The organism is Achromobacter semiaridum, from assembly GCF_053543755.1.
In genome coordinates this window covers 39889-51809 of sequence record NZ_JBLVOL010000009.1, presented here as the reverse complement: position 1 = coordinate 51809, position 11921 = coordinate 39889, and the positions used below count along the sequence as shown (strand labels likewise).

The 11921-nt window shown below is 65.3% G+C and carries 13 protein-coding genes; 10 read left to right on the top strand and 3 right to left on the bottom strand.

Going from position 1 to position 11921, the window contains the following annotated elements:
* The first annotated feature begins 47 nt into the window (after positions 1-47).
* On the top strand, positions 48-1004 hold the full coding sequence (locus ACNPP0_RS02575; RefSeq protein ID WP_448704939.1) for a D-2-hydroxyacid dehydrogenase family protein: 957 nt from the start codon (positions 48-50) through the stop codon (positions 1002-1004).
* Here the strand turns inward: ACNPP0_RS02575 and ACNPP0_RS02570 are convergent.
* Positions 910-1926, bottom strand: a complete 1017-nt coding sequence (locus ACNPP0_RS02570; protein WP_448704938.1) for a LysR family transcriptional regulator — start codon at positions 1924-1926, stop codon at positions 910-912. The genes ACNPP0_RS02575 and ACNPP0_RS02570 overlap by 95 nt on opposite strands.
* A gap of 109 nt (positions 1927-2035) precedes the next feature.
* Here ACNPP0_RS02570 and ACNPP0_RS02565 point away from each other — a divergent pair, with 109 nt between their 5' ends.
* Positions 2036-2869 carry an alpha/beta fold hydrolase gene (locus ACNPP0_RS02565; RefSeq protein ID WP_448704956.1) on the top strand — a complete coding sequence of 278 codons (834 nt, stop codon included), beginning with the start codon at positions 2036-2038 and terminating at the stop codon, positions 2867-2869.
* An 83-nt stretch (positions 2870-2952) separates the two neighbouring features.
* Here the strand turns inward: ACNPP0_RS02565 and ttcA are convergent, their stop codons facing one another.
* Positions 2953-3951, bottom strand: coding sequence for a tRNA 2-thiocytidine(32) synthetase TtcA (ttcA, locus tag ACNPP0_RS02560; protein WP_332612498.1), 999 nt, complete (start codon positions 3949-3951; stop codon positions 2953-2955).
* 2 nt (positions 3952-3953) lie between these two features.
* Positions 3954-4313 (bottom strand): dihydroneopterin aldolase, encoded by a 360-nt coding sequence (gene folB, locus ACNPP0_RS02555; RefSeq protein WP_046805622.1) that lies wholly within the window; start codon positions 4311-4313, stop codon positions 3954-3956.
* A 123-nt stretch (positions 4314-4436) separates the two neighbouring features.
* Between folB and ACNPP0_RS02550 the strand changes: the two genes are divergently transcribed.
* The 8 genes from ACNPP0_RS02550 to ACNPP0_RS02515 all read left to right on the top strand — a co-directional run.
* Positions 4437-5339, top strand: a complete 903-nt coding sequence (locus tag ACNPP0_RS02550) for an NAD(P)/FAD-dependent oxidoreductase (protein ID WP_332612496.1) — start codon at positions 4437-4439, stop codon at positions 5337-5339.
* Between the two features lie 220 nt (positions 5340-5559).
* Positions 5560-6528 (top strand): Bug family tripartite tricarboxylate transporter substrate binding protein, encoded by a 969-nt coding sequence (locus ACNPP0_RS02545; RefSeq protein WP_219991597.1) that lies wholly within the window; start codon positions 5560-5562, stop codon positions 6526-6528.
* Positions 6529-7194: a 3-oxoacid CoA-transferase subunit A gene (locus tag ACNPP0_RS02540; protein ID WP_448704937.1), complete on the top strand. Its 666-nt coding sequence runs from the start codon at positions 6529-6531 to the stop codon at positions 7192-7194.
* Between the two features lies 1 nt (position 7195).
* Entirely contained in the window at positions 7196-7993 is a 798-nt protein-coding gene (locus tag ACNPP0_RS02535) for a 3-oxoacid CoA-transferase subunit B (protein ID WP_448704936.1), read from the top strand.
* 139 nt (positions 7994-8132) lie between these two features.
* Positions 8133-9095 carry a tripartite tricarboxylate transporter substrate binding protein gene (locus tag ACNPP0_RS02530; protein ID WP_448704935.1) on the top strand — a complete coding sequence of 321 codons (963 nt, stop codon included), beginning with the start codon at positions 8133-8135 and terminating at the stop codon, positions 9093-9095.
* A 216-nt stretch (positions 9096-9311) separates the two neighbouring features.
* Entirely contained in the window at positions 9312-9851 is a 540-nt protein-coding gene (locus ACNPP0_RS02525) for a fimbrial protein (RefSeq protein ID WP_332612486.1), read from the top strand.
* Positions 9852-9949: 98 nt separating this feature from the next.
* Positions 9950-10654 (top strand): fimbria/pilus periplasmic chaperone, encoded by a 705-nt coding sequence (locus ACNPP0_RS02520; RefSeq protein WP_448704934.1) that lies wholly within the window; start codon positions 9950-9952, stop codon positions 10652-10654.
* A 20-nt stretch (positions 10655-10674) separates the two neighbouring features.
* Positions 10675-11921: fimbria/pilus outer membrane usher protein (locus tag ACNPP0_RS02515; RefSeq protein ID WP_448704933.1), on the top strand; the 1247-nt coding region annotated here is incomplete at its 3' end.

The window sequence follows — 11921 nt, the reverse complement described above, 5'->3', positions numbered from 1 at the left end:
GGCCGGGTGGCTGGCGTGATAGCCGCCTTGCCACCCGGAGAAGACACTTGAAAATCGCAATACTCGACGATTACCACGACGTAGCACGGCGCTATGCGGATTGGACCTCGCTGGGCGGTGACGCCGAGGTGCAGATCTTCAACAACTTCATTCCGACTGAGCAGGTCGAGGCCACGCTGGAACCCTTCGACGTGATCGTGGCGATGCGCGAACGCACGCCGTTTCCCGCGGAACGCATCCGCGCGCTGCCCAAGCTGCGCCTGTTGATCACCACCGGCATGCGCAACAACGCCATCGACATGCCAGCCTGCACGCAGCAGGGCATCGTCGTGTGCGGCGCGCCGGGCAGCGCCGCCGCCAACACCGCCACGGCCGAACTGGCCTGGGCGCACATCCTGGGGCTCTTCAAGCACCTGCCCGCGGAAGACGCGGCCATGCGCCGCGGCATGTGGCAAACCGCCATGCCCGAGCCGCTGGCCGGCAAGCGGCTGGGCGTGTTGGGCCTGGGCAAGCTGGGCGCGGCCGTGGCCAAGGTGGGCCTGGCTTTCGGCATGGACGTGGTCGCCTGGAGCCCCAACCTGACGGACGAACGCGCCGAGGCGGCCGGGGTCAAGCGCGTCGACAAGCACACGCTGTTTGCCACGTCCGACGTGGTCAGCCTGCACTTGATCTTGTCCGAGCGCAGCCGTCACGTGGTGGACGCCGCGGCGCTGGCCGCGATGAAGCCAACCGCCTATCTGGTGAACACGTCACGCGCCGGGCTGGTCGACAACGAAGCCCTGATGGACGCGCTGGTGAAATTCCGCTTGGCGGGCGCCGGCCTGGACGTCTACCCCGAAGAGCCGCTATCGCCCACCGACTCGGTGCGCGACCTGGACAACGTGATCCTGACCCCGCACCTGGGCTACGTCAGCCGCGAGAATTTCGAGGCGTTCTACCAGAACGCGCTGGACGCCGTGAAGGCGTTTCAGACGGGCAAGCCGATTCGGGTGCTGAACGCGTAACCGCCTCGGACTCGTGCCCTGCGCAAAACGGCTGGCCGTTGCCAACGGCCGCTTCCAGATATTTCCACAGACGATTCAGCACCGGCCCTTGCGGCCGGTCGCTGCGCCGCGCCGCAACCAACGCCTCGACGCTGCCCGGCAGATGGCGGCTGGTGATGTCCAGCAGGCGCCCGTCGCGCAATTCGTCTTCAATCAAAAAGCGCGGCAGGTGGCCCCAGCCCATGCCCTGCAAGATGATCTCCTTTTTCATCTGCTGGTCCGGCACCGTGCATTGATGCGCGCCTTCGATCATGAAGTAGCTGCGCGCGGGTGTATGGCGCGCGGTATCGCGCATGACGCACTGCGTGTAGCCGCGCAGCAGACGGGGCGTGATGGGGCGCGGCGACGCGGGTAGAAAACCCGGTGCCACGACGGGAATGAACGGCACGTCCAGCAAGTCCAGGCAGTCGATGCGGGATTCGCCCCGGTCCACCCGATGCAGGATTAGATCGGCGTCGCCATCCAGCAACCGTTCCACCGGGCCGCCCACCGCCTCGAAATGCAGGTTAAGACGCGTGCCCGGGCACAGCGCAAAAAAACCGCCAAGCAAGGCCAGCATCTGGGGCCGTGGACACAAGTCGCCAATCACCACATGCAGCTCGCTTTCTTCGCCCATCGCCAATTGCGCGGCATGCGTGCGCAGTGCGTCGAACTCGCGCAGCAGACCGGTGGCGTGCTGGTGAAATGATCTGCCCGCCGGCGTCGGCCGCACCCGGTAGCCGCTGCGGTCAAACAGCATCAGGCCCAATTGCCGCTCCAGCTTTCCCACCGCGGCGAACACGGCGGGATGGGATCGATGCAGCGCGGTGGCCGCAGCCTGAAATCCGCCCAGGCGCACCACGGCGTCAAAGCACTGGAGGTCGTGCAGGGTGAAGTCGTTCATGTTCGGTTTTCCGACAAAGACTGTGCGAACTTTGTAATTTCTTATTCAAAGCCGCGCAACTACGCTGGGCATCATGTTCACCCTTGAAGGCAGCATGATCATGCAAACGATGTCCGCAACCACAACTTCCACAACCACAACTTCCACGATTACAACTTCCACATTCACCACGGGCGATGGCGTACGGATCGCCTATCGGCTGGATGGTCAGCAGCACCGGCCGGTGCTGGTCCTATCGAATTCCATCGGTACCACACTGCATATGTGGGACGACCAAGTCGTGGACCTGTCGCGGCACTTCCGGCTGCTGCGTTACGACACGCGCGGGCATGGCGCGTCCGGTGTGCCGGCGGGGGCTTACTCGATGGATCGGCTGGGCAGGGATGTCATCGAACTGCTGGACGCGCTGGGCATTGCCCGCGTGCATTTCATGGGGCTGTCCCTGGGCGGCTTCATCGGCCAGTGGCTGGGCATACATGCGCCGCAGCGCATTGACCACCTGATCCTGGCCAACACGTCTTCGTACCTGGGCCCCACGCCGCAATGGGACGAACGCATCGCCGCAACCCTGCGGGCGCGGGACATGTCGGACACCGCCGCGATGTTTCTGGGTAATTGGTTTCCGGCCGATATGTTGCGCGTGGGTGGCCCGGTCATCGATCGCTTTCGCGCCATGCTGCTGGCGATGGATCCTCAGGGCCTGGCCGGCGCCTTCGCGGCGGTGCGCGACGCGGATTTGCGACGCACGATTGCGCTGATCGACCGCCCCACGCTGGTGATCGCCGGGCGCGACGACACGGTCACCGCCGCCAGCCATGGCGCATTGATCGCGGCCACGGTGCCGGGCGCGCGCCTGCTGGAGCTACCCACCGTGCATCTTTCGAATATTGAGCAGCCCGCCGAGTTCACGCGGGCGGTGCTGTCGTTCTTGCCGCCGCGTTGATACGTAGTGGCGCGCAAAAACGTAGCGGTGCGCCAAAAACGGGCAGGGTGCCGCCGTGGGCGGCCCCTGGCTCCGAGCGCCGATTACTGGCGCGTGAACGTCACTTTCTTTTCAACGATCGCGCCCGGGGCGGATGCGTCCGGGGTGGCGCCGGGTGTGTCGCCGCAGGCGTCGGCCGCGTTGTCGTCCGGGTCCACCGCGTCAAACGCCGTGTCGCCATTCGCGTCCGGCACGCCGGTGGGTTTCAGGCCGACAAAGTCGAACAGGTCGCGGTCCATCAAGTGCGACGGCACCACGCGCGACAGCGCGTTGAACACGTTCCACGAGCGGCCCGGATGCTGCTTGTCCCAGTCCTTGATCATCCGGCCCACTTCCTTGCGCTTCAGGTTTTCCTGCGAGCCGCAAAGGTTGCACGGAATGATCGGGAATTGCTTGAGCTCGGCGTAGGCAATCAGGTCCGTTTCGGCCACATAGGCCAACGGGCGGATCACCGTGTGGCGGCCGTCGTCCGACACCAGCTTGGGCGGCATGCCCTTGGCCTTGCCGCCATAGAACAGGTTCAGGAAGAACGTAGCCAGGATGTCGTCGCGGTGGTGGCCCAGCGCGATCTTGGTGGCGCCCAGTTCAGACGCGACGCGGTACAGGATGCCGCGACGCAAGCGCGAACAGAGCGAGCACATCGTCTTGCCTTCTTCCAGCACGCGCGTGACGATGGAATACGTGTCCTGCGTCTCGATGTGGAAAGGCACGCCCAGGTCTTTCAGGTACTGAGGCAGGATGTGGTCGGGAAAGCCGGGCTGCTTCTGATCCAGGTTGACGGCGATCAGCTCGAACTTGAACGGCGCGCGCTTTTGCAGCTGCAACAGGATGTCCAGCATGGCATAGGAATCCTTGCCGCCCGACAGGCAGACCATCACGCGGTCGCCTTCTTCGATCATGTTGTAGTCGGACAGCGCGCGCGTCGTCTCGCGGGCCAGGCGCTTGGTCAGCTTGTTGCCTTCGTGGCGGGCTTTTTCCTCGGCCTCGGTGCGAAAGCGGACCTCGGGGGTGCGGACGGCGGGGGGCGGAGCAATATCGTTCATGATCAACGTGAAATCTGGATTTCCACGCCTACCGCCGCGCAGTCGGAAAAGGCCATGGGCTTGCTGATGCGCAAGCGTAACGAGCGGATTTCCTGGAAGTCGGCCAACAGGCGCGCGGCGACTTGTTCGGACAGGGTTTCGATCAGGTTCACATGCGCTTGCGTGCATTCCTCGACGATGGCCTCGCGCAGACGGCGGTAGTCCAGCACGCTGTGGATATCGTGGTCGTCGACCGAGCGCTGGATGTCCACATCGAATTCGGCGTCGACATGCAGGGGCTGGGTGGCGCGGCGCTCGTGTTCGAGGATGCCGATGCGGGCGTCGAGCGCAAGCCCGGAAAGGATGATGCGACGTGTGGGCATGATGAAAACCTGGGTGGGACAGCCGGAATTGTAAGGGGACGGCGGATCGGGGGCGGCGCGCTGGCTACAATTGCGCCACGTCCTGGCACCCGTGAGGCGCCGGCGCGGTCAATAAGGGTGGAAATGCAACACATGCACGATGCGGTCATTGTAGGCGGCGGCCCGGCCGGCGCGTCCTGCGCCCTGTGGTTGGCCAGGCTTGGTTTGTCCCCGATATTAGTCGAGGCCGGCGCCCGCCTGGGCGGCCTGGCCCAGGACAATCCATTTGCCGACGACTGGATCGCCGTGCTGCCGGGCGTGACGGGGCAACAGGTAGCCGCCAATATCGACACCAGCGTGCGCGCCGCCAACGTGCCGCTGCGCATGGACACGCGCGTTGTCGATGTGCTGCCCTGCAAAGGCGGTGTCCAGGCCACCTTGGCTGGACCCGACGGCGGTCAGGAACGGGTGCGCGGCCGCACGCTGGTCATCGCTTCGGGTGTGCGCGCCAAGGGCCTGCCCGATCATCCGCCGGGCGCATCGTGGCCCGGCGTGCTGGTCGGCCCGGGTTCGCCCATCGTCGCGCAGGACTACTCCGGCTTGTCGGTGGCGGTGCTGGGCGGCGGCGACAACGCCTTCGAGAATTACGTTTACGTGCGCAATCGCGGCGCGCGCATGGTGCACCTGTATGCGCGCAGCGTGCGCGCCCAGCAGCAATGGGTTACCCGCGCCGGCCGCGAAGGCGTGCGCATCGGCCCCTACACCGTCGACCCCGCTCACCGCAGCGTGGACGGCCGGCAGTACGACCTGATCCTGGTCTTCTATGGCTGGGAACCGCAAGCCGCCTTTGCCGACGGCCTGCAACTGGCCCGCGACGAACGCGGCTACATCCGCACCGACTTCGCCACCGCCCAGACCAGCGTGCCGGACATCTATGCCATCGGCGAAGTCGCCCACCGCATGCACCCTTGCGTGGTGACGTCGATGGCGGACGGCGTGGTGGCGGCCAAGGCCATCCAGCGCCGCTGGGAACGCGCGGGCGACTAAGTCCTCGTGCGAAGCGCGGCAGGCTGAGCCCAAGCCCAAGCCCAACGCCAAATTTCCAGAGTCGCCACCCGGCCGGACCCGCCTTGCAAGATCCGCGCGCCCGCCTCGGCGTTAAGCTCAGGCGAAGCCTGCCCTCCAGATTGCAGAATTGGCATTTGCCGGCGCGCCGCACACACTTGCCCCACAAGTTGGTCATCCATGACCGCGTTCGGAGACAAGCATGTTGCAAGCGCATCGCTGGCTGGCCGCGGGCGTGATGGCGGCCGCCATCGCGGGTCCGGCCCACGCCGCCTGGCCGGAACGGCCGATCACCCTGATCATCCCCGCCGCGCCTGGCGGCACCACCGATATTTCGGCGCGGCTCATCGCCGACAAGCTCGCGGCCAAGCTGGGCCAGCAGGTCATCGTGGAAAACCGCGCGGGCGCGGCCGGCATCATCGGCGCCCAGGCGCTAGCGCGCGCCAAGCCTGACGGCTACACGCTGCTGATGGGCAATATCGGCCCCAACGCCATCAACTACGCGCTGTACAAGACGCTGCCCTACAAGCCCGCCGACTTTGCGCCGGTCACGTTGGTGATCTCGGTGCCCAATGTATTGGTCGTGAACGAAGCGTCGCCCGTGCGCAGCGTGGCCGACTTGCAGGCGCAGGCGCGGCGCGACCCGTCCAAGGTGTCCTTCGGCAGCTCCGGCGCGGGTCAATCGCCGCATCTGTCCGCCGAATTGTTCAAGCAACGCGCGGGCGTGGCCGGCACGCATATCCCGTACAAGGGCGCCGGCCCCGCCGTGGCCGCGCTGCTGGGCCAGCAGTTCACGTTCATGATCGACAACCTGCCCAGCTCCATGCCGTACATCCAGTCGGGCAAGCTGCGCGCGCTGGCGGTGACCAGCGACAAGCGGCTGGCCGAACTGCCGGACGTGCCCACCATGGCTGAAGCCGGCGTCAAGGACATGGTCGTGACCGCGTGGTTCGGGTTGATCGCGCCGGCGGGCACGCCGGCAAACGTCGTCGACAAACTCTACGCCGCCACGCGCGACGTGGTGCAAAGCCCCGATATCAGCGGGCGTTTCAAAGCCATGGGCGGCCAGGCGGGCGGCAACACGCCCGCCGAATTCACCGCCTTCATCGACCAGGAACGCGCGCGCTGGAAGCAAATCGTGGACACGGCCGGACTGGCCCAGGAGCAATAGATGATCGACAAGATCCAGGCGTCCATGGCCCAGGCCGTGGCCGTTATTCCCGATGGTGCATCGGTGCTGGTGGGTGGCTTCGGCGAGGCCGGCGTGCCCTACGAATTGCTGCAATGTCTGGCGGAATCGGGGCGGCGCGACTTGGCCATCATCTCGAACAACGCCGGCACCTTCGAGCGCGGCATTGCCGCGCTGCTGATCCGTAAACAGGTCAGGAAGATCATCTGCTCGCACCCGCGCCCGCCCAATTCGGACGCCTTCGCCCGTGCCTATCGGGCCGGCGAGGTCGAACTGGAATGCGTGCCGCAAGGCACCCTGGCCGAACGGCTGCGCGCGGCCGGCGCCGGACTGGGGCCGTTCTATACCCCCACCGGCTACGGCACCGAATTGGCCGAAGGCCGCCGACAGGAAGTGATCGATGGCGTGGGCTATGTGCTGGAACAGCCGCTGCGTGCGGACTACGCGTTGATCCGCGCGCACCTGGGCGACCGCTGGGGCAACCTGATGTACCGGCACGCGGCGCGCAACTTCAATCCGGTCATGTGCATGGCGGCGGGCCACGCCATCGCTCAGGTGGACGAGATCGTGCCGCTGGGCACCTTCGTGCCGGAGCAGGTCATGACGCAAGGCATTTTCGTCAAATCCGTGGTGCGGGTGGAGGGCTGACATGCAGAGCAATCACAATGACCAAGGCAACCAGGGCAACCAGGGCAATCAAGGCAATCACGGCAATCGAGGCAACCAGCGCAACGACGGCGATCCCCATGCGCGATCCATCACCGGCCTGACCCGGCAGCAGATCGCGCAGTTGCTGGCCAGCGATATCCCCGACGGGTCCATCGTGAACCTGGGCATCGGCATGCCGACGCTGGTGGGCGACTACCTGCCTCCCGACAAAGACATCCTCCTGCACAGCGAAAACGGCATCCTCGGCATGGGCCCCGCCGCCAGCGGCAAGGACGTGGACCCGGACCTCATCAACGCCAGCCGCCAACCCATCACCTTGCTGAACGGCGCATCCATCACCGAGCACACCGTGTCGTTCGCCATGATGCGCGGCGGTCATCTGGACTATGCCGTGCTGGGCGCGTTCCAAGTGTCGGAAACGGGCGACCTGGCCAACTGGAAGACGGACGCGGCCGATGCCATCCCCGCCGTGGGCGGCGCCATGGACCTGGCCGTGGGCGCCAAGCAGGTGCTGGTCACCATGGAACACCGTGGCCGCGACGGCGCGCCCAAGGTGCTGCGCCAATGCAGCTATCCCCTGACAGGCAAGGGCGTGGTCACGCGCATCTACACCGATCTGGCGGTGATCGACGTGACGCCCGGCGGCTTGAGCGTTTACGCGATGACCGAGGGCGTCAACGCCGCGTATCTGCGTTCGGTGACCGATGCGCCCTTGCGCTTTCCCGAGACGCCGCGTGTGATCGTGCTGGATGCCGCCGGCGCCCCGCGCTACGCGTGATGGCGTCTGGCGTGACCGCCCCGCATTCACAGCCAAGTTCCAGCCCGGCCCTGCAAGCCGACCCTGCAAGCCCCGACCCTGCAAGCCCGACCCACCAAGCCCGACCCATCCAGCCCGCTTCGGGCCAAGGAGACCGCTGATGATCCGATCCCTGTTGGCCGCCGCCGCGCTATGCGTGTTGCCCGTGGTCGCCGCGCACGCCGCGCCCGTCTATCCGGACAAGCCCATCACCTTGCTGATCCCGTACCCGCCCGGTGGCAGCGCCGACATGCTGGCTCGGCCCCTGGGCGCGCAATTGCAGAAGATGTGGGGCCAGCCGGTGGTGCTGGAATACAAACCGGGCGCGGGCGGCGCCATTGCCTCGGCGCAACTGGCGCGCGCCAAGCCCGACGGCTATACGCTGCTGATGGTGCTGGCCGCGCACGCCATCAACCCCAGCCTGTATCCGTCATTGCCTTACGACACGCGCAAGGACTTCGCGCCGGTGTCGCTCGTTGCCACCTTGCCGATGCTGGTGGCCGCGCCCTTGAACACGCCGGCCAACACAATCCCCGAACTGATCGCCTACGCCAAGAACCACCCCGGCAAGCTCAGTTTTGCGTCGGCGGGCAACGGCAACACCAGCCACCTGGCCGCCGAGATGTTCAAGAACCAGACCGGCACGGACATGATGCACGTGCCCTACAAAGGTAGCGGCCCCGCGGTAGTGGCATTGCTGGGTGGCGAGGTGTCGCTGATGTTCGACAGCATCTCGACGTCGTTGCCGCAGGTGCAGGCCGGCAAGTTGAAGGCAATCGCGGTGACGGGCGAACGCCGGTCGCCGCTATTGCCCAACGTGCCGACGGTAGCCGAAAGCGTGCCGGGCTTCGTCGTGAACGGCTGGTATGGCGTGCTGGCGCCGGCGGGCACGCCGCCGGGCATCGTGGACGCGTTAAGCCAAGGTATCGCCAGCGCGGTGGCAGAGCCTGCCTTGAAGCAGCAACTGGCTGGCTACGGCTATGAAGCGGTGGGGTCCACGCCCGCCGAATTCGCCCGCCATATCGACCGCGAACTGGATACCTGGAAGCAGGCAGTGACCGTGTCGGGCGCCAAACTGAATTAACGGCGATGACAGAAGCTGGCCGATGTGTTGCGCATCGGCGTCATCAGACCTAGCACGATTTTGCTTTGAGAACTTTCTCATATTTCCGGCCCGGCGGATTCGAAACAATGGCACTCGTCCCTGCGTTGATGCGTTGAAGGCTTCAGCCTGACTCTACGCGGCGGACCCAAGGCACGCGGGTTGCGAGCCCTGGGGGCAAGTCAGTCGGAGAGTTCGGTGAATAACAAGATTGTTGCGGCAGGTATTGCGTTTTCGTCCTTGCTGTTGTGCGGCAGCGCGCTGGCGGCCGATGTGAAGTTTGTGTTCACGGGCCACGTGTCTTCATCGACCTGCGCAATCAACGGGCTGGGCAAAGAAGGGGTCGTTCAGGTGAATCTCGACCCTGTCAGCGTCAGTGCGCTGGCCAAGCCGAACGATGTGGCGGCGCGCCAGCTCGTCACTCTGGAGTTGACTGGCTGTTCGGCCACCAAGGTCGTCACGCGCTTTAACCGCGATGCAAACGTCGACAGCGCCACCGGCGCACTGATCAACCAGGCGGCGTCCAAAGAAAACGAAAGCCCGTCAAGCGCACAAGTCCAATTGCTGAACAGCAAGTACCAGCCCATCAATCTGTTCACGGGCGCTGGCGCCGAAACGATCACCATCGCGGACAAGTCCGCGACGATCGAGTTCTACGCTCAGTACCTGGCGCCCACCGCCGGCACCACGGCCGGCCCGGTCCAGACCGAAGTCCTGCTGGATCTGATCTACGAATGAAGCCGGTTCCCCTTGAGCGTACGCTCAGGGGGCTTCCGGACCACGCAAGCCGGGCCACCAAGCTTCGTCGCTTCTGCGCGTTGCTCTGCCTGGCTTGTGTGACCCTGCTGCCTCCTAGCGCCCAATCCAACGTGGTTATCGGCGGCACCAGGCTCATCTATCCGGCGTCAGAGCGTGAAGTCACTCTTCGCCTGACCAATGAGGGCGCTCGGCCCGCGTTGGTGCAGGCCTGGATTGACGACGGCGATCTGGAATCTGACCCAGACGACGTTGATGTGCCGTTCGTGATTACGCCGCCGCTGGCGCGTATCAATCCGCGCACGGGGCAGACCTTGCGTGTGGCGCATCTGCCCAATACCGGTGTTGCGACCGACCGGGAATCGGTGTTCTGGCTGAATGTGCTGGACGTCCCGCCACTGCCTTCCGGGCAGGTGGCCAACCACATGCAACTGGCCTTCCGTAGCCGCATCAAGCTTTTCTTTCGTCCCGTCGGGTTGCCGGGCACGCCGGGCGAGGCCGTCCTGAAGCTGCAATGGCGCGTGGTGCACACCAGCAAGGGCGCGGCGCTGCAGGTGCGCAATGACAGCGCCTTTCACGTCTCGCTGACCGGCGCGCAAGTAAAGGCGGCCGGCGGGCGCGGCGCTGCCGTGTCGGTGCCCGTGCACATGCTGGCCCCCCGGTCCGTGACCGAGTTCGGCGCGGACAAAATTTCGCAAGCCGCCGGCACCTCGGGATCGGTGGCGTTCGAATGGATCAACGACTATGGCGCAACCGTGCAGCGCGAAAGTCCGCTTGAGCCTTAGGCGGCGCCGTGTATCGTCGCATGCGATTAAGCAGCGCGTTCCTGCTCGTATCCAGCTTGTTCGGCGTCGCCGTGCAGGCCAACGAAGCCGTCGAATTCAACCCGGCGTTCTTCGCCGGACGCCGTGGGCAGCCCGTGGATCTGTCGCGATTCCAACGTGGCAATCTCCTGACGCCCGGCATCTACCAACTGGACCTGTACCTGAACGGCAACCGCGTGGGGCGCCAGCAGGTCAGCGTGCGCAAGGTAAACGGGGGGGGTAGCGGCAATTCGGCAGCACCACCGCCAGACAACGATACCCAACCGTGTCTGCCCGCCAAGGTGTTCGAGCAGATCGGCCTGAACGTCACGCTGCTGGATGGGTGGCCGCCGGCCCCTGCCGCCGAAGCGGATTGCGTGGGGCTGGACCGCCTTCCGCCCGCTAGCCGCTTTGATATCGACCTGTCCGAACTGCGGGCCGATCTGTCCATTGCGCAGCTCTACCTGAAGTCGACGGCGCGCGGTTATGTGCCGCCGGAAGAATGGGACACGGGCGTGAACGCGGGCTTTCTAAGCTATGGCATCAACCTATCGTCCAACCGCTACGCCAACCAAGACAACCGGCAGCTTTACAGCAGCGTGAACGCGGGCTTGAACCTGGGCGCCTTGCGCTTTCGGCACAACGGGTCGTTCAGCATGGCGAACCGGATCGGCGCGTCGGGCGGCAGCCACTACCAGGCGTTAAGCAGCTATGTGCAGCGCGATGCGACACCGCTTGGCGCGCAATTGACCCTTGGGCAGTTCTACACGCCCGGTAATATCTTCGACAGCATTCCGTACACGGGCATTCAACTAAGCAGCGACGAACGCATGCTGCCCGATTCCATGCGCGGTTTTGCGCCGGTGGTGCGCGGTATTGCCGACACCACGGCCAAAGTCAGCGTGCGGCAAGGTAACAACCTGCTGTATGAGACCACCGTATCGCCTGGCCCCTTCGCCATCGATGACCTCTACAACACCGGCTACGCGGGCGATCTTGATGTCACGGTCACCGAAGCCGATGGCCGCACCAAGCGGTTCCTGGTGCCTTATGCATCGGTTGCGCAATTGCTGCGCCCAGGCAGTTCCCGTTTCAGCCTGACGGGTGGTCGCTATCGCGACGACACGCTGGTTTCCCCGCCCGCGTTTTTGCAAGGCACCTACCAACGTGGGCTGTCCGACACGGTAACGGGCTATGGCGGCATCATTGCCGCCCAGCGGTATCGCGCGGTGCAGGGTGGGGTGGCGGC